The sequence below is a fragment of the Xanthomonas vasicola genome, from assembly GCF_000772705.2.
GTDB lineage: Bacteria > Pseudomonadota > Gammaproteobacteria > Xanthomonadales > Xanthomonadaceae > Xanthomonas > Xanthomonas vasicola.
Genome location: NZ_JSBW02000042.1, coordinates 67,396 through 83,965 on the forward strand (window position 1 = coordinate 67,396; position 16,570 = coordinate 83,965).

16 protein-coding genes are annotated in these 16,570 nt (G+C 62.2%); 12 read left to right on the forward strand and 4 right to left on the reverse strand.

What is annotated here, in order from left to right; all coding sequences use genetic code 11:
- The first annotated feature begins 18 nt into the window (after window positions 1-18).
- The 3 genes from NX05_RS12085 to NX05_RS12095 all read left to right on the forward strand — a co-directional run bounded on the left by NX05_RS12085 (window position 19) and on the right by NX05_RS12095 (window position 2,821).
- A complete protein-coding gene (locus NX05_RS12085) occupies window positions 19-768 on the forward strand; it encodes a hypothetical protein (protein ID WP_039432169.1) in 750 nt (249 codons plus the stop codon).
- A gap of 101 nt (window positions 769-869) precedes the next feature.
- Window positions 870-1,493, forward strand: coding sequence for a hypothetical protein (locus NX05_RS12090; RefSeq protein WP_039432170.1), 624 nt, complete (start codon window positions 870-872; stop codon window positions 1,491-1,493).
- 104 nt (window positions 1,494-1,597) lie between these two features.
- Window positions 1,598-2,821 carry an MFS transporter gene (locus NX05_RS12095; protein WP_010379849.1) on the forward strand — a complete coding sequence of 408 codons (1,224 nt, stop codon included), beginning with the start codon at window positions 1,598-1,600 and terminating at the stop codon, window positions 2,819-2,821.
- A gap of 344 nt (window positions 2,822-3,165) precedes the next feature.
- On the opposite strand, the gene NX05_RS12100 is transcribed toward NX05_RS12095, so the two are convergent.
- Both NX05_RS12100 and NX05_RS12105 read right to left on the reverse strand, forming a co-directional pair.
- Complete coding sequence (locus NX05_RS12100) at window positions 3,166-3,642, reverse strand: tRNA (cytidine(34)-2'-O)-methyltransferase (protein WP_010370568.1); 477 nt, start codon at window positions 3,640-3,642, stop codon at window positions 3,166-3,168.
- A gap of 26 nt (window positions 3,643-3,668) precedes the next feature.
- Window positions 3,669-4,130: an XAC0231 family protein gene (locus tag NX05_RS12105; RefSeq protein ID WP_039432172.1), complete on the reverse strand. Its 462-nt coding sequence runs from the start codon at window positions 4,128-4,130 to the stop codon at window positions 3,669-3,671.
- Window positions 4,131-4,516: 386 nt separating this feature from the next.
- Between NX05_RS12105 and NX05_RS12110 the strand changes: the two genes are divergently transcribed.
- The 6 genes from NX05_RS12110 (at window position 4,517) to NX05_RS12135 (ending at window position 12,219) form a co-directional block, all read left to right on the forward strand.
- Window positions 4,517-4,837, forward strand: a complete 321-nt coding sequence (locus tag NX05_RS12110; RefSeq protein ID WP_010370565.1) for a DUF4156 domain-containing protein — start codon at window positions 4,517-4,519, stop codon at window positions 4,835-4,837.
- A gap of 101 nt (window positions 4,838-4,938) precedes the next feature.
- Complete coding sequence (locus tag NX05_RS12115; RefSeq protein ID WP_019301075.1) at window positions 4,939-5,955, forward strand: 3-oxoacyl-ACP synthase III; 1,017 nt, start codon at window positions 4,939-4,941, stop codon at window positions 5,953-5,955.
- A 70-nt stretch (window positions 5,956-6,025) separates the two neighbouring features.
- Complete coding sequence (fic, locus tag NX05_RS12120; RefSeq protein WP_039432173.1) at window positions 6,026-7,189, forward strand: protein adenylyltransferase Fic; 1,164 nt, start codon at window positions 6,026-6,028, stop codon at window positions 7,187-7,189.
- Window positions 7,186-8,817 carry a site-specific DNA-methyltransferase gene (locus NX05_RS12125; protein WP_039432174.1) on the forward strand — a complete coding sequence of 544 codons (1,632 nt, stop codon included), beginning with the start codon at window positions 7,186-7,188 and terminating at the stop codon, window positions 8,815-8,817. Before fic ends, NX05_RS12125 begins: the two co-directional genes overlap by 4 nt.
- A 7-nt stretch (window positions 8,818-8,824) precedes the next feature.
- Entirely contained in the window at window positions 8,825-11,320 is a 2,496-nt protein-coding gene (locus NX05_RS12130) for a DEAD/DEAH box helicase (protein ID WP_080764511.1), read from the forward strand.
- On the forward strand, window positions 11,317-12,219 hold the full coding sequence (locus NX05_RS12135; RefSeq protein ID WP_039432178.1) for an alpha/beta fold hydrolase: 903 nt from the start codon (window positions 11,317-11,319) through the stop codon (window positions 12,217-12,219). The genes NX05_RS12130 and NX05_RS12135 overlap by 4 nt, the downstream gene beginning before the upstream one ends.
- Before the next feature lie 222 nt (window positions 12,220-12,441).
- Here NX05_RS12135 and NX05_RS12140 read toward each other — a convergent pair whose 3' ends face one another.
- Window positions 12,442-12,825, reverse strand: a complete 384-nt coding sequence (locus NX05_RS12140; RefSeq protein ID WP_010370556.1) for a YkgJ family cysteine cluster protein — start codon at window positions 12,823-12,825, stop codon at window positions 12,442-12,444.
- A gap of 326 nt (window positions 12,826-13,151) precedes the next feature.
- Between NX05_RS12140 and oleC the strand changes: the two genes are divergently transcribed.
- The 3 genes from oleC to NX05_RS22470 all read left to right on the forward strand — a co-directional run bounded on the left by oleC (window position 13,152) and on the right by NX05_RS22470 (window position 16,186).
- The gene (oleC, locus tag NX05_RS12145) at window positions 13,152-14,804 is read left to right on the forward strand and encodes an olefin beta-lactone synthetase (protein ID WP_039432179.1); all 1,653 of its coding nucleotides are present in this window, start codon (window positions 13,152-13,154) and stop codon (window positions 14,802-14,804) included.
- A gap of 148 nt (window positions 14,805-14,952) precedes the next feature.
- Complete coding sequence (gene oleD, locus NX05_RS12150) at window positions 14,953-15,963, forward strand: 2-alkyl-3-oxoalkanoate reductase (protein ID WP_039432180.1); 1,011 nt, start codon at window positions 14,953-14,955, stop codon at window positions 15,961-15,963.
- A gap of 64 nt (window positions 15,964-16,027) precedes the next feature.
- Window positions 16,028-16,186, forward strand: a complete 159-nt coding sequence (locus tag NX05_RS22470) for a DUF1328 domain-containing protein (protein WP_003468167.1) — start codon at window positions 16,028-16,030, stop codon at window positions 16,184-16,186.
- Window positions 16,187-16,307: 121 nt separating this feature from the next.
- Here NX05_RS22470 and NX05_RS12155 read toward each other — a convergent pair whose 3' ends face one another.
- Window positions 16,308-16,544: an acetyltransferase gene (locus tag NX05_RS12155; RefSeq protein WP_039432181.1), complete on the reverse strand. Its 237-nt coding sequence runs from the start codon at window positions 16,542-16,544 to the stop codon at window positions 16,308-16,310.
- Between the last annotated feature and the right edge of the window lie 26 nt (window positions 16,545-16,570).

Here is a 16,570-nt window from a genome sequence, read left to right on the forward strand (position 1 = left end):
CGCGCTGGAGACATCCCCATGATGCGTCAGACCGTTCTTGCAATTGCCTTGGCCTGCACCATCGGCGCCGCCGCCGCACAAGTTGCCGCCCCGTCGCCGCCGCCGGCTCCCAATGGCCCGATCGGCGGCCCGCCGGCCCCGCCGACCCCCGTCGCCGCCACACCGGTGAGCGTGAGCGGTACTGTCGAGCGCTTCATGCTCACCCCCAATGGCGACGTCGACGGCCTGTGGCTGCGCGACGGCACCCAGGTCGGGTTCCCGCCGCATCTGTCCACCGAAGTGAAGGCGGCCGTGCGTGCCGGCGACAACGTGGTCGTGCAGGGCTTCCGCCTGGGCAATCTGCCGGTGCTGCAGGTCAGTTCGATCCGCTCCGGCCGTAGTGGCCGCGAGGTAGTCGATCGCCCGCCCACCTTCGGTGCGCCGCCACCGCCGCCGCCGACCCCGGGTCAGCTGACCCCGCTGCAGGCCGATGGCAAGATCCAGCGCCTGGTGTATGGGCCCGCCGGCGAGGTCAATGGTGCGCTGGTCAGCGATGGCACGGTGGTGCGTATGCCGCCGCATCTGGCGCTGCAGTTCGCCGATCTGTTGCGCGTCGGCGCACCACTGAGCGCTAGCGGCTTTGGCGTGGCCACCCCGGACGGCCGTGCGATCGAAGCCACCCAGCTGGGCCGTGACCGCTCCTCGCTGCGTACGTTGTTTACCGCGCCGCGTCCTGACGGCCCGCTGCCGCCCCCGCCGGGTGCTCCCGTCCCGCCGGCTGGTCGTTAAGTCGCGCCAGACGTTTCGTGTCCGTTGGTTTCCTCCGCTGGCCACGCCCCACGTGGCCAGGGGCTTGATCGGCACTGCCGGTCTTTTTTCGGAGTAACACCATGCATTGGGTCGACCCTGATTTCCTCCCCGCCACCCGCGGCACCCTGGCGCGTTTCCTGCTCAATCCCAAGGCCGATATCGATGGCCTGCTGCTCACCGACGGCACCGAAGTGCACACGCCGCCGCATCTGTCGGCTGCACTGCTGAAGGCGCTCAAGCCTGGCAGCGCGCTCACGGTGCGTGGGCTCAAGCCGCGTGACGTGGACATGCTGGTGGCGTTGGCGATCGATCCGGAAGGCGGCAAGCGCATCCTGGATGAAGGCCCGCATGGGCCGCACGCCAAGCCCAAACCCAAGCCACCCGGCAAACCGCCCAAGCCGGAAGTCGCCCAGCACAGCGGCACCATCACCAGGCTGCTGCACGGTCCGCACGGGCAGGTGCATGGCGTTCTGCTCGACGACGCGGTTACGGTGCGGTTTCCGCCGCATGCCAGTGGCGACTTCGCCAAACAACTGGTGGTCGGCAAGCCGCTGGTGGCAGAAGGCGATACCAAGGCCACGCCGCACGGTGTGCTGATCCATGCCCACGCCTTGGGCGCCAAGGCGGCGACGCTGAAGCAGATCGAGCACCCGCCGCACGGCCCCGGGCACAAGCCCAAACCCAAACCCAAACCCAAACACTAGGAGCCGGATATGCGGCCAACGCGCGCGGTTGAGATGCTTCCCCTCTGGTCTGCCACGCGCGCCGGCGTGTGCGCTGGCGTTGCAACCGGCACTGGAGCATTGCCATGCCGATGACCAAGGCCAGACCACGCGGGACGCGCGCGCTGGAAGCATTGCACTTCAGCGTGGCCGATGTGCAGGACGGGCTGGGTCCATTCCTTAGCGTGTTCCTGCAATCCAAGGGCTGGTCGGTGGCAGCGATCGGCACGGTGATGAGCGTGGGCGGCATTGCCGGCATGCTTGCCACCACGCCGGCCGGCGCGCTGGTCGATGCCACCCGGCGCAAACGCGCCGTGGTGGTGGTCGGCTGCCTGGCGATCTTGCTTGCCACTGCGTTGATCTGGCTGCAACCCACCTCGTCCGGCGTGGTTGCCGCGCAGATCGCCTCGGCATTGGCGGCGGCCGGCATCGGCCCCGCATTGACCGGAATCACCTTGGGTTTGGTGCACGCGCACGGCTTCGACCATCAACTGGCGCGCAACCAGGTGGCCAACCATGCCGGCAACGTGCTGGCCGCGGTGCTGGCCGGCTGGTTGGGATGGCGCTATGGGTTCGCTGCGGTGTTTCTGCTCACCGCGTTCTTCGGTGCCTTGGCGCTGGTGGCCGTGCTGGCGATTCCGGCCGCGGCCATAGACCACCGCGCAGCGCGCGGTCTGGCAAGCAACAGCGACGGCGATGCGCTCAGTGGCTGGCGCGTGTTGCTGACATGCCGCCCGTTGGCTCTGTTGGCGGTCACGTTGGGGCTGTTCCATCTGGGTAATGCGGCGATGCTGCCGCTGTACGGCATGGCGATCGTGGCTGCGCATGCCGGCGACCCCAGTGCGTTGACCGCCACCACCATCGTGGTGGCACAGGCCACGATGGTGGTCGTCGCATTGCTGGCGATGCGCTGGATTCGTGTGCACGGGCATTGGTGGGTGTTGCTGGTGGCGTTCATGGCCTTGCCATTGCGCGCGCTGGTGGCGGCATCGGTGATCCATGGTTGGGGCGTGTTTCCGGTGCAGATCCTTGATGGGCTCGGCGCCGGCTTGCAGAGCGTGGTGGTGCCGGCGCTGGTCGCGCGGTTGTTGCAAGGCACCGGGCGTGTAAATGTCGGCCAGGGTGCAGTGATGACGGTGCAGGGCATCGGCGCGGCGCTGAGCCCGGCGTTCGGTGGCTGGCTGGCGCATGCCTTCGGTTACCGCACTGCATTTCTGGCGTTGGGCACGATTGCGTTGCTGGCGGTGGCCTTGTGGGCCAGCTGTCGCGGCATGTTGCAGACGGCGACCGCTGCGCAGACGGCGGCGTAAGCACAGCGCGGTGGGCGCAAGTGCGTGCGACTCGATTGAGGTCTGTTGCGGCTTGCGCGCGATCTACTCAATGCACTGGCAGGATGCCCAAGTGCGATGTGGGCAAGGTCGAGCGATGGCAGGCAAGGCGCGTAGCGATCGTGCAAAGAAGGCGGCACGCGGGATCGCTTCAACGTCGGCTGGCCGTACGGTGTCTCTCGCCGATCAGGAGTGGACACAAAAGATCGCGTGTGATCGACGAAGGTCTACGTGCCTCACTCACGATCTCAACGGAAGCGTGGCAGTGCGGGCTCGAGTAGCGAGTGGGCGAGTGCGCCGCCATGTCTCGTTGCGTGCAGGCGTGGCTATTGGCCGCCAGCAAAATTCCATTGCCGCCAGGCTTCGAACACCATCACTGCAACGGTGTTGGACAGATTGAGGCTGCGGTTGTCCGGGCGCATCGGCAGACGGAGCCGGTGCTGCGGTGGAATCGACTCCAGCACCTCAGTCGGCAGGCCGCGGGTTTCCGGGCCGAACAAAAACGCATCGCCATCGGAGAACTGCGGTGTGTCGTAGCGCACCGTGCTGCGGGTGCTCAATGCAAACACGCGCTTGGGCGCGATGGCGGCCAGGGCACTGGGTAAATCGGCATGCACCTTGAGCGGTGCGTATTCGTGATAGTCCAGACCGGCGCGCTTGAGCTGCTTGTCGCTGAGGTCGAAGCCGAGCGGCTCGATCAGGTGCAGGCGCGCGCCGGTATTGGCGCACAAACGAATCACATTGCCCGTGTTGGGCGGAATTTCGGGCTGAAACAGAATGACATCGAGGACAGGTGCTGACATGCGCGCAAGTGTAGCTGCGCGCGTGCTTAAAGGCTGATGGCGGCGTTGACCAGCGCTTGCAGCTCGGCCGGCGAGGGCTGCAGCTTGGGCGCCGGCAGGTTGACGATGACCTGGCCCATCAGCGCACCGATGGCGCCAGCTGCCTGGCCGGTGGCGGTCTGCGCGCTGGCGGCGGCGCTATGCACCACCAGCGCGGCGCGCTGTTCGGCCGAAGGACGCACCTGCACCGCAGCCAGGGTGACGATGCGCGGGCCGGCCTGTTCGGTAGCCAGCGCCGCCAGCTGTTCAGCCGACGGACGCACCTGCACGGCGGCCAGGGTGCGGATGTCGCTGTTGCGTTCCAGCGTCTGCTGGGCGATCTGGTCGGCGGCCGGGCGAACCTGCACGGTCTCCAGCGTGGTCAGGCTGGCGGCCTGGGCAAAACCGGCAAGGGTGGCGCCGGCGAACAGGGCGGCGGAGAGGGCGATGCGCAGGGTCTGGGTCTTCATGGCGAGGTCTCTTGGTGTTGTTAGTCAGTGGTGTGGTAGTAATGTAGTACACCGTTTAGGTATGCACAAGAACTTTTGCCTTGCTCTTTATTCTGTTCAGCTGAAAGTCAGTTTAAGGTGGAGCCGGTGCTTGCCAGATACATCAGAGCAAACGGGGTGCCAACTGGAGGCCATTGTTTTTAAAAGTTTTTTTGATGCGTAGAACTGTCCGCGTCCGGACGCCCGGACGCGCTGCAGGACGGCGGACAGCACGGCCAAACGGGTTTTCTCGTGCAAGACAAGGCAGTTTGGTGCGCTGAATGGGTGGATTGCGGGTACCACCGCGCGGCAGATCGTCGGCAGGCAACTGCGGCACAATCCGGTTTTCCCCACAGGTGTGATGACTTATGCGCGTGCTGATGCTGTCTGTTCTGGTTGCCACCACCACCGCGGCCTGCACCTGGGTGCCGATCGAACAGAGCGGTAAAAGCGTGCAGGTACTGCCCGCAGGCCCTGTGCCAGCGGGATGTCAGCAGCAGGGCGAAGTGGTGGTGACGGTCAAGAGCAAGGTCGGTTTCTACAACCGCAATCCGCTGCGCGTGCAGGAAGAGCTGGAAACCCTGGCGCGCAATGAGGCGCCCGGCGCCAATGCCAATGCGGTGCAGGCGCAAGGCCAGCCGGCCGATGGCAGCCAGCGTTTCAACGCCTTCCGCTGCCCGCCGCGCTGAACCGTTGGGCTGGGGCGCAGGCTATTCAAATGTAAAGATGCGGTAAAACCAGCCAGCGGCTAGACTAGCGCCCCCTCGCCTGACGCCATGGCGCTACTTCGATGCTCTTCCAGAATGTCTCCATCGCGGGACTGGCGCATGTTGATGCGCCGCACACGCTGACTTCCAAGGAAATCAACGAACGCCTGCAACCGACCTACGACCGTCTCGGGATCAAGACCGATGTGTTGGGCGACGTTGCGGGTATCCATGCACGGCGTTTGTGGGACCAGGATGTCCAGGCATCGGACGCCGCCACCCAGGCCGCGCGCAAGGCGCTGATCGATGCCGGGATCGGCATCGAGAAGATCGGCCTGCTGGTCAACACCTCGGTGAGCCGTGATTACCTGGAGCCGTCTACGGCGTCCATCGTGTCCGGCAACCTGGGCGTGGGCGACCACTGCGTCACCTTCGACGTGGCCAACGCCTGCCTTGCCTTCATCAACGGCATGGACATCGCCGCGCGCATGCTCGAGCGCGGCGAGATCGACTATGCGTTGGTCGTGGACGGCGAGACCGCCAACCTGGTCTATGAAAAGACCCTTGAGCGCATGACCTCGCCAGACGTCACTGAGGAGGAGTTCCGCAACGAACTTGCCGCGCTGACGCTGGGTTGCGGTGCAGCAGCCATGGTGATGGCGCGTACCGAACTGGTGCCCGACGCGCCGCGCTACAAGGGCGGCGTGACCCGCTCGGCCACCGAGTGGAACAAGCTGTGCCGGGGCAACCTGGACCGCATGGTCACTGACACCCGGCTGCTGCTGATCGAAGGCATCAAGCTGGCGCAGAAGACCTTCCTGGCTGCGCGCCAGGTGCTGGGCTGGGCGGTGGACGAACTGGACCAGTTCGTCATCCACCAGGTCAGCCGCCCGCACACCGCCGCCTTCGTGAAGTCGTTCGGCATCGACCCGGCCAAGGTCATGACCATCTTCGGCGAGCACGGCAACATCGGCCCGGCCTCGGTGCCGATCGTGCTGAGCAAGCTCAAAGAACTGGGCCGCCTGAAGAAGGGCGACCGGATCGCGCTGCTGGGCATCGGCTCGGGTCTGAATTGCTCGATGGCGGAAGTGGTCTGGTGATGAAGTGCGGGACGTGTTAAAAAAAATGGATTTTTAGTACACGTTCCAGCATCATGTTCGCTTGAAGAACATGAGTGAGGCAGGCATGGAAAGCGTGTCGACGTTTAACCCTGAGCTCCCTTACAACGATCTCCCGCTGCTTCCACCAGCGGGAGATATCGAAACACGGAGCCTTCTCAAGGCTTGCATCGGTGCACGAACTGCATTGGCCGAGCTGAAGCAGGCAACGGCGTTGCTGCCGAATCCTACGGTGCTGATCAATACCATTCCGATCCTAGAGGCGCAGGCCAGTTCTGAGATCGAGAACATCGTGACGACGACGGACGAACTGTTCCGATACGCCGAAGATCAGGACAAGGCACAAAAGCCTGCTACCAAGGAAGCGTTGCGTTACCGCAGTGCGCTCTATGAGGGATTTCAGTCGCTAAAGCAGCGGCCCTTGTGTACCGACACCTCCGTCGTCGTCTGCAGCCGTATCAAGGCGGTGCAAATGCAGATCCGTCGTGTGCCCGGGACTGCACTAGCGAACGACCAAACCCAGCAGATCATCTACACGCCGCCAGTTGGCGAAACGCTATTGCGCGACAAACTAGCCAATTGGGAACGCTTCATCCATGAAAACACCGACGTCGATCCATTAATTCGGATGGCTGTCGCGCACTATCAATTTGAAGCGATCCACCCGTTCACCGATGGCAATGGCCGCACCGGGCGTGTACTGAACTTGCTGATGCTCATTGAGCAAGGCCTGCTTGATATGCCAGTGCTCTATCTCTCTCGCTACATCATCCGCCACCGCAGCGACTACTATCGCCTGCTGCTGGATGTGACGCGGTATGGACACTGGGCGGAGTGGATTCATTACATGCTGGCCGCGGTTGCCGAAACCGCTGCATGGACGACGGCAAAGATCCAGGCGATTCGTGGGCTAGAGGCGCAAGCCCGCGACTACATTCGTGACCAAGCTCCCAAGGCATATAGCCGAGAGTTGGTAGATGTGATTTTCAACCAGCCATACTGCCGTATCCAAAATGTCGTTGACATGGTGGGGGTCACGCGTCAGACGGCCGCACGTCATCTTAAGGAGCTTACAGACATAGGCGTGCTGCACGACCAGCGCCAGGGCAAAGAGAAATTATTCCTACACCCGGCGTTCCTTCGTTTGCTATCCAATGATGACAACCAGTTGCCCGCCTACCGCATGCCCACACAGATTGTGGAACCGAACACATGATCAACAAATATGACCATCTCGACCGCCAGACTTTGATCGGTCTACTGCAGCGGCGCGATGCCGAGCGTCAGCTGGGGTTGGTATGGGAGCGCGACGAGATCGAGGCCGACAAAGCGCTCAATGACGATTTTGTCGCGTTGTCATTGGACGCCGGTTTGAGCCATGGCGAGGCGCCGTGGGACAACCTGATCATCGAAGGCGACAACTACGATGCATTGCGTGCGCTGCGCATGACGCATAAAGGCGCGATCCGCTGCATTTATATCGACCCGCCCTACAACACAGGTAATAAGGACTTCGTCTACAACGACCGTTTCGTCGACAAGACTCACCGCTTCCGCCACTCGCTGTGGCTGGAGTTCATGTATCGGCGCCTTCAGCTGGCGAAGGAGTTGCTGGCCGATGATGGGGTTATTTTTGTCAGTATTGATGATAACGAGGTTTTTCGCCTTGGGATGTTGATGGATCGTGTTTTTGGCGAGAATAACTTTATTGCAAACGTCATTTGGCAAAAAGTTTTTTCTCCCAAAGGGACGGCACAACACTTTTCTGACGATCACGAATACGTGATTATTTACGGGCGCGAAAAAAATAAATGGAGGCCTAACTTACTTGCAAGAACGGCTGCTCAGGATCGCGCATATAAAAACCTTGACGATGATCCGCGAGGCCTTTGGACTTCAGGAGATCTTTCGGCTAGGAACTACTATTCTAAGGGGGTTTATTCAATTGTCGGCCCAACCGGCCGGGTAATCGCAGGCCCGCCTGCAGGGATGTATTGGCGCTTCTCGGAAGAAAGATTCAAGGAATTGGATGCGGATAATCGTATCTGGTGGGGCAAGAGTGGCGATAATATGCCTCGACTCAAGCGATTTCTATCAGATGTCCAGAAAGGTACGGTTCCACAAACACTTTGGACTTACGGCGAAGTCGGCCATACGCAAGATGCGAAGAAGCAGCTACTTGACGTCCTAAATTTTGACTCTTCGAACGATGTTTTCTCGACCCCCAAGCCCATTCAATTGATAGAGCGGATACTACGCATCGCCAGCAAGCCGGGTGACACCGTCCTCGATTTTTTTGCAGGCTCGGGCACATTTGCTCAGGCAGTTGCCAAGCTAAATTTTGAAGACGGCGGAAAACGCAAGTTCATCTTGGTCAGTAGCACCGAAGCCACCGAGGATGCGCCTGACAAAAACCTCTGCCGCGATGTTTGCGCCGAGCGCGTGCGCCGTGTGCTGGGTGGCTACACCAATACCAAAGGTCAACCAGTTGAGGGTCTGGGGGGCGGCTTCGCCTACTTGCGTACCCGCCGTATCCCGAAGCATCGATTGGCACTGAAGCTGGACCACGCGGAGGTATGGCACGCGCTCCAACTATTGCATAGCCGACCGTTGTCCCACTGGCCTGGCGGCGGGTTTGCCAGCGATGGCGAACTGGCCTATTTGGCGGATTTCCAGGACGCACATGTAGAGCAGTTATATAAGTGGTTGCGGACCCGCACAGCTGCACTCGCTGTTGTCTACACCTGGTCGACGGAACGGTTGAGCGGATTGCTGGGAGAGCAGGCGGCCGACCTGTCTTTGCTGCCTTTGCCACACCACTTGCGCGCACGTTTCGGACGTTGATATGCCCATGCCATTGAAAGAGTTCCAAAACATCATTTGTGACGGCATCGTTGCCCAGTTTGGTGAGGTGCGTGAGCTGTATCGAAAGATTGCCGCTGCCGCACCGGAACGCATTGACGAGGCGCGTCGCAAGGACGCTGCAATCGTATTGCAGGCACCGACTGGTGCGGGCAAGACGCGGATGGCGATCGAGGTGATGCGCCGTGTGTCAGTCGAGGAGCGCGTGTTGTGGTTCTGGTTCGCGCCTTTCACTGGGTTAGTCGAGCAATCGCGCCGAGTCTTGAGCAATGAGGCGCCAGAGCTGGCGCTACTGGACCTGGATGCGGATCGGCAATTGGATGCCGTGGATGGCGGCGGCGCGTTCGTGGTGACTTGGGCGTCGCTGGCGGCACGCAAGGCCGAGAGTCGGCGCGCGCGCCAGCGCGGCGATGCCGGCATGTCGATCGATGACGTGATCGCAATGGCGCGGGAGCAAGGCTTGCGCATTGGGTGCGTGGTGGACGAGGCGCATCACGGATTTCAGCGTGAGACGCTGGCACGGGCATTCTTCTGCGACGTGCTAAAGCCGGATTACGCATTGTTGATGACTGCCACACCACGCGATGCTGATATGAAGGCCTTTGAACGCGCGACCGGCTATTTCGTCGGAGAGCCGGCGGACTGGGCCTCCGTCAGCCGTGCCGACGCAGTCGATGCTGGCCTGCTCAAGCGTGGCGTACGGATGGTACGTTTTATCGCCCGCGATGGAGATACCGCACAACTGGTGGACTTTGAACATCTTGCGTTGCGTGAGTGCACGCAGATGCATCGGACCATTCGCAAGAACTTGGCAGATGCCGATATTGCACTGACGCCATTGATGCTGGTGCAGGTGCCTGATGGCAAGGTTGCGCAGGAGGCTGCACGGACGTATCTGGTGGAGCAGCTGGGATTCGATGCGACCTCAGTACGTGTACATACCGCCGCCGAACCTGACCCGGATCTACTGTCATTGGCGCAAGATCCCACAGTGGAAGTGCTGATCTTCAAGATGGCCGTGGCGCTGGGGTTCGATGCGCCACGTGCGTTCACTTTGGCAGCCTTGCGCGGTGCGCGCGACGCGGGCTTCGGGGTACAAGTGATCGGCCGCATCATGCGCCGCCACAACCTGCTACAGGCGCAAACGGATGTGCTGTCCGTTCTGGATCACGGATACGTATTTCTTGCCAATTCCGAATCGCAAGAAGGTTTGCTGTTGGCCGGCACTCAGATCAACACGCTCACCACGCAGGCGCCTGAACTCGGGACGCAGACGGTTGTCACCATGATTGGTGATGGTGCCTCGCTGCAGGTGGTGCGGAGTGGAGAGCCTCTGAGCTTACTAGTATCGCGCGCAGGGGCGCACGTGTTGGACGCCGAAGCCGGTGAAGATGCTTTGTCCCCGGCGGGCACTACGAATCAGCTAGCTGATGCGCTGGCTGGGACTCCGTTCGCTGGAATGGCGAATGCAACCCAAGCCGCGCTAGAAATGTTTGGAGGCGAGGGTGCTTGGCCTGCTCGATCTACAAGTGTCGCCGGTGCCTTTGTGTTGTCTCAGGAGAGCATGTATCGGTATCCGCGTCGGCCCGATGCCCCAGAGCTTTTACGTGGAGAAAAACTGCCCCCTGTGTCAGCTGATTTCGAGGCAGGTCTGGCGGCGCACGTCGATTTCTCACCGGAAGTGCTTGCCGATCGCCTGCGTGGCAAAGTGCAGGTCCAGCGCTTGGACACAGACCTGTTTGCTGGTCATCGGGTTGCAGAAGATGGAAGCGATCTTTGGGCCAATCTCTCGCCGCAAGCTGTCGCCGAAAAAGCCGAACAGATCCGCTTGCGGCTTGTAGAAGCCAACGACCGCGAGCTATACCACAGACTATTGGAGCGTTTCGTTCGTGCGATCGAAGCGTCAGGCGCGGAAGTGCCCGGCGACGAAGAGGTGCAAATGCGCCAATTGGACCTCTTGCTGGTTAGACGCCCTCGCCTGCTGCGAGATGCATTCAAAAGTCTGCGACAGGGCCAAGTACTCGATGTCGATGTAATACTGCCTGCCGAGTTACTCAGCGATCAATCACTGCGCTCCGCCAATCGCGGGCTTTATGGCGTTTTTCCGCCTGGTTTGAACCAGGATGAGCTAGCCATTGCAGAACGCCTGGATGCCAGTACCCAAGTGCTATGGTGGCATCGCAATCAACCCAAATCAGGCCTCGGTCTCTATCGCTGGGATGAGGGCGACGGCTTCTATCCCGATTTCGTTGTGTCTGTCGCAGAGCGTTCCGCCCCAGGTATTGCGCTGCTGGAGGTGAAAGGCGAGCACTTGTGGGGAAAATCGAGTGAGGTGGACAAGAGTGCAGCGGTCCATCGCGAGTATGGTTCCGTCTTCATGGTCGGTCGTAAGCGCGGCGAGCATGATTTCTTTTATGTGCGCGAGTTGGGGGGACGACTGCAACGCGCGGGTTCCTTTGATCTGGATCGGATGCGATTTGCATGAACTACCCCGGCTATCCCTTTACCCCCAAGCGCCTTGAGGTGCGACCCGGTGTTGCGATGTCGTATCTGGACGAAGGTCCGCGCGATGGCGAGGTGGTTGTGATGCTGCACGGCAATCCGTCGTGGAGTTATTTGTGGCGGCATCTGGTGAGCGGCCTGGCCGATCGCTACCGCTGCATCGTGCCCGACCATATCGGCATGGGCCTGTCCGACAAGCCGGACGATGCGCCCGACGCACAGCCGCGTTACGACTACACGCTGCAATCGCGGGTGGACGATCTGGATACCTTGCTGCGGCATCTGGGCATCACTGGCCCGGTCACGCTGGCAGTGCACGATTGGGGCGGCATGATCGGGTTCGGTTGGGCGCTGTCGCATCACGCGCAGGTCAAGCGGCTGGTGATCACCAACACCGCTGCGTTCCCGCTGCCGGCGGAGAAGCCGATGCCGTGGCAGATTGCGATGGGCCGGCACTGGCGGCCGGGCGAGTGGTTTATCCGCATGTTCAATGCGTTTTCGTCCGGTGCTTCGTGGTTTGGCGTGTCGCGGCGCATGCCGGCTGAGGTGCGTCGCGCGTATGTGGCGCCCTACAACAACTGGCGCAACCGCATTTCCACCATCCGCTTCATGCAGGACATTCCGTTGTCGCCCGCCGACAAAGGGTGGCCGTTACTGGAGCGCTCGGCGCAGGCGTTGCCGACGTTCGCCGATCGCCCGGCCTTCATCGCCTGGGGTCTGCGCGATATCTGTTTCGATAAACACTTTCTGGCCGGCTTTCGCAAAGCACTGCCGCAGGCCGAAGTGACTGCATTCAACGATGCCAATCACTACGTGCTGGAAGACAAGCACGAGGTGCTGGTGCCGGCGATTCGCGCATTTTTGGAGCGTAATCCACTCTAGCGCGGCGTTTCTGCTTACGGCTACGTTGGTCTAACAGGCGAGGCTCCATCCGGATTGCATTGCGCAAATGCTCGCGGCGCCGACATGGCGCGTATGTTTGTTAGCGAAAGCATATGCGCAGGCAATGCAATGCCTGCATTGTGAGGTGGCCGCAGCGCGGTCATGCCGATATCGCTTTGTTGGACCTTGTTGCAAGGCGCGCGTACGAACTACGCCAAACCGTCACACCGCCGGCAGCGGATTGCGTTGTGCATCGTCCACGCCCACCCAATCGGCATCGGTCAGTGCATGAAGGCCATGCGCCAAACGCGATTTATCGCATTGCGCACTGCGCTGCCCGAATTCCAGCGAGGCCGGCACGGCTGCGCAGGACGAGGGGCGGCGGTCGTGGATGCTGCAGCGGCTGTAGCGGCCAATGTCGGCGTCCAGCGCGATGCAGCGTGGCTGCGACTGCGAGGTGCCACGCATCACGCGCTCGTGCGTGCGCAGTGCGTCGGTCAGCTCGATCGGCACCCTGCCACCCAATGCGGGGTCGGCTTCGCTCCAGTGAAAACTGACGCGGAAATAGGCGCAGCAGGCGCCGCAGGTAAGGCAGGGGTGTGCCATGGAGTGCCGGGCCTGGCGCGGCGAAATCGCGGGGAGAGCGCGGCATTCTGACCGAACCACGCCGCGATACAAGTGGCGCGCGGCGGCGAGCAGTTAGCGATTCAGATGCGCTCTGCAACGCATGGATGCGCCACGGTCAGCGAGTGAGGTTTCGGCCGTGGAATGCAGGACGGCCGCGCTGCAGTAGGGGGTGCGGCGACTGCCGCGCATTGCTGCGCCATGGCGCTGGGCGCCGATGGTCAGCGCTCTCGCTGTAGCGTTCTCGGGTTTCCTCTAAACCGCCTGCAGGCGGCCGGTGCCATTGGCGCTTAGGTGATAATGCGCAGATGACGACCCTCTGCAATATCGCCGCCATCCTCCCGCAACTGGCGCGCGAACGCCCCGACCAGATCGCCATCCGTTGCCCGGGTGGTCGCGGCGCCAACGGGTTCACTGCCTACGATGTGACCCTGAGCTATGCCGAGCTGGACGCGCGCAGCGATGCGATCGCCGCAGGTCTGGCGCTGCACGGCATCGGACGCGGCGCGCGCGCGGTGGTGATGGTGCGGCCATCGCCGGAATTCTTCCTGCTGATGTTCGCCTTGTTCAAGGCTGGCGCAGTGCCGGTGCTGGTAGATCCTGGCATCGACAAGCGTGCGCTCAAGCAATGCCTGGATGAAGCGCAGCCGCAGGCATTTATCGGCATTCCGCTGGCGCAGCTTGCCCGGCGCCTGTTGCGCTGGGCGCGCTCTGCCAGACAGATTGTCACCGTCGGCGGAAGTTACGGTTGGGGTGGGGTGACGCTGGCACGCGTGGAGCGCGATGGTGCCGGCGCCAGCAGCCAGCTGGCCAACACCGCGCCGGACGATGTGGCGGCGATCCTGTTCACCAGCGGCTCGACCGGCGTGCCCAAGGGCGTGGTGTACCGCCACCGACATTTCGTCGGCCAGATCGAGTTGCTGCGCAACGCGTTCGACATGCAGCCCGGCGGTGTGGATCTGCCAACGTTCCCACCGTTCGCCCTGTTCGATCCCGCGCTGGGGCTGACCTCGGTGATTCCGGACATGGATCCGACGCGCCCGGGCAGCGCCGACCCGCGCAAGTTGCACGATGCGATCGCGCGCTTCGGTGTCACTCAGTTGTTCGGCTCGCCTGCCTTGATGCGTGTGCTGGCCGACTATGGGCAGCCGTTGCCCAATGTTCGCCTGGCTACCTCGGCCGGTGCGCCGGTGCCACCAGATGTGGTGGCGAAGATCCGCGCGCTGCTGCCGGCCGATGCGCAATTTTGGACGCCGTACGGCGCCACCGAGTGCTTGCCGGTGGCCGCGATCGAAGGCCGCACCCTGGACGCCACACGCGGCGCCACTGAGGCCGGTGCCGGCACCTGTGTGGGCCAGGTAGTTGCGCCGAACGAGGTGCGCATTATTGCGATTGACGATGCCGCCATTGCAGATTGGAGCGGCGTGCGCGTATTGCCGGCGGGGCAGGTCGGTGAGATCACCGTCGTCGGCCCCACCACCACCGATACCTATTTCAACCGCGATGCGGCCACGCGCATCGCCAAGATTCGCGAGCGTTGCAGCGATGGCAGCGAGCGCATCGTGCACCGCATGGGCGATGTCGGTTACTTCGACGCCGAAGGGCGCTTGTGGTTCTGCGGGCGCAAGACGCACCGCGTGGAAACCGCGAGCGGCCCGCTCTACACCGAGCAGGTAGAGCCGGTGTTCAACGTGCATCCGCACGTACGACGCACCGCGCTGGTCGGCGTCGGTGCGTCCGGACAACAGCAGCCGGTACTGTGCGTGGAGTTGCAGCCGGGCGTGTCTGCGTCGGCATTTGCACAGGTGGAAAGCGACCTGCGCGCGCTGGGCGCTGCCCATCCGCATACCGCAGGCATCGCGCGTTTCCTGCGCCATTCCGGCTTTCCGGTCGATATCCGCCACAACGCCAAGATCGGCCGCGAAACGCTGGCGGTCTGGGCGGCGCAACAGCGTGGATGAGAGCGGCCAACAAAACGACTGCTCGCTACAGATTGTTAGCGACTCTACGTTGTAGACGACAGGTTGCATGGCCGCGCGTCGACGGGCAGATCGCCAAGTCGGGTGCGGCCGGCTATGGTGTCGTCCCTCAGATGCGAGGTGCGGTGCGATGAAGGTATTGGTAACCGGTGGTGGCGGCTTTCTTGGCCAGGCGTTGTGCCGCGGCTTGCGCGCACGCGGACACGAAGTGGTGAGCTTTCAGCGCGGCGATTACCCGGTGCTGCAGAGCCTGGGTGTGGGCCAGATCCGTGGCGATCTGGCCGACCCGCAAACGGTGCGGCATGCCTTCTCCGGGATCGATGCGGTGTTTCACAACGCCGCCAAGGCCGGTGCGTGGGGCAGTTACGACAGCTATCACCAGGCCAACGTGGTAGGCACGCAGCACGTGATCGACGCGTGTCGCGCCAATGGCGTGCCACGGTTGATCTACACCTCCACGCCCAGCGTCACCCATCGCGCCACCAACCCGGTGGAAGGGCTTGGCGCCGACGAAGTGCCGTATGGCGAAAACCTCCGCGCAGCCTATGCAGCGACCAAGGCGATTGCCGAGCGTGCGGTGTTGGCGGCCGACGATGCCCAGTTGGCGACCGTGGCATTGCGCCCGCGTCTGATCTGGGGGCCGGGCGACAATCACCTGCTGCCACGTCTGGCAGCGCGTGCACGCGCCGGGCGGCTGCGCATGGTCGGCGATGGCAGCAATCTGGTTGACAGCACGTACATCGACAACGCCGCGCAGGCGCATTTCGATGCGTTCGAGCACCTTGCCGTGGGCGCTGCCTGTGCAGGCAAGGCGTACTTCATTTCCAATGGCGAACCGTTGCCGATGCGCGAGCTGCTCAATCGGTTGCTGGCCGCCGTGGATGCGCCGGCAGTGACGCGATCGCTCTCGTTCAAGACCGCGTATCGCATCGGTGCGTTGTGCGAAACGCTGTGGCCACTGTTGCGTCTGCCAGGCGAGGTACCGTTGACGCGATTTCTGGTGGAACAGCTGTGTACGCCGCACTGGTACAGCATGGAACCGGCACGTCGCGACTTCGGCTATGTGCCGCACATCAGCATCGAAGAAGGCCTGCAACGGCTGCAATCCTCATCTTCCAACGACATTGCCATCACCCGATAAAGACCGTCACATCCACAAGATATGCCTGCGCCGATTCGGCACGACAACTTTTGGACACCTTGCCATGCTGCATTACGCCATCATCTTTTTCGTTATCGCCATCATCGCTGCTGTGCTGGGCTTCAGTGGTATCGCTGGTGCGGCCACCAACATCGCCTGGATTCTGTTCGTGGTGTTCCTGATCCTGGCAGTGATCTCGATGTTCCGTCGCGGTAAGGTATAACGCTTAGTTGCGATACGTCACGGCAGCGGCGCTGCCGGTTGGCGCTCACAAGGCCCGCTTCTGCAAGGAAGCGGGCCTTGTGCGTTATGGCGGAAAACAAGCATTTTTTCGCTAACGACAGTCATTTTTCCAGATACTGCACCTGCTTGCCATTAGCCAGCACGGCACCGCCGATCGAAACAAAACCCAGCCGCCAATGCAGCGCCAGCGATGCGGGATTGGCAGGCACTACATCGACCTCGCATACCAGTTGCGGCTGTCCTGCCGCACGCGCCTTATGGATAAGTTCGTTATCCGAGTGCGTGGCACTACTGCGCCGACGTGCGTGCGCGGCAATGACGATGCGACCGACGTACACGAACCATGCAAAGCGATCGCCATCCA

What these genes read in the sequence shown, in the direction of transcription:
- NX05_RS12125 (WP_039432174.1), top strand. Translation starts at nt 7,186, where the DNA reads ATGATCAACAAATATGACCATCTCGACCGCCAGACTTTGATCGGTCTA.
- oleD (WP_039432180.1), top strand. Translation starts at nt 14,953, where the DNA reads ATGAAGGTATTGGTAACCGGTGGTGGCGGCTTTCTTGGCCAGGCGTTG.
- NX05_RS12110 (WP_010370565.1), top strand. Translation starts at nt 4,517, where the DNA reads ATGCGCGTGCTGATGCTGTCTGTTCTGGTTGCCACCACCACCGCGGCC.
- NX05_RS12095 (WP_010379849.1), top strand. Translation starts at nt 1,598, where the DNA reads ATGCCGATGACCAAGGCCAGACCACGCGGGACGCGCGCGCTGGAAGCA.
- NX05_RS12105 (WP_039432172.1), bottom strand. Translation starts at nt 4,130, where the DNA reads ATGAAGACCCAGACCCTGCGCATCGCCCTCTCCGCCGCCCTGTTCGCC.
- NX05_RS12090 (WP_039432170.1), top strand. Translation starts at nt 870, where the DNA reads ATGCATTGGGTCGACCCTGATTTCCTCCCCGCCACCCGCGGCACCCTG.
- NX05_RS12140 (WP_010370556.1), bottom strand. Translation starts at nt 12,825, where the DNA reads ATGGCACACCCCTGCCTTACCTGCGGCGCCTGCTGCGCCTATTTCCGC.
- oleC (WP_039432179.1), top strand. Translation starts at nt 13,152, where the DNA reads ATGACGACCCTCTGCAATATCGCCGCCATCCTCCCGCAACTGGCGCGC.
- NX05_RS12135 (WP_039432178.1), top strand. Translation starts at nt 11,317, where the DNA reads ATGAACTACCCCGGCTATCCCTTTACCCCCAAGCGCCTTGAGGTGCGA.
- NX05_RS12130 (WP_080764511.1), top strand. Translation starts at nt 8,825, where the DNA reads ATGCCATTGAAAGAGTTCCAAAACATCATTTGTGACGGCATCGTTGCC.
- NX05_RS12100 (WP_010370568.1), bottom strand. Translation starts at nt 3,642, where the DNA reads ATGTCAGCACCTGTCCTCGATGTCATTCTGTTTCAGCCCGAAATTCCG.
- NX05_RS22470 (WP_003468167.1), top strand. Translation starts at nt 16,028, where the DNA reads ATGCTGCATTACGCCATCATCTTTTTCGTTATCGCCATCATCGCTGCT.
- fic (WP_039432173.1), top strand. Translation starts at nt 6,026, where the DNA reads ATGAGTGAGGCAGGCATGGAAAGCGTGTCGACGTTTAACCCTGAGCTC.
- NX05_RS12115 (WP_019301075.1), top strand. Translation starts at nt 4,939, where the DNA reads ATGCTCTTCCAGAATGTCTCCATCGCGGGACTGGCGCATGTTGATGCG.
- NX05_RS12085 (WP_039432169.1), top strand. Translation starts at nt 19, where the DNA reads ATGATGCGTCAGACCGTTCTTGCAATTGCCTTGGCCTGCACCATCGGC.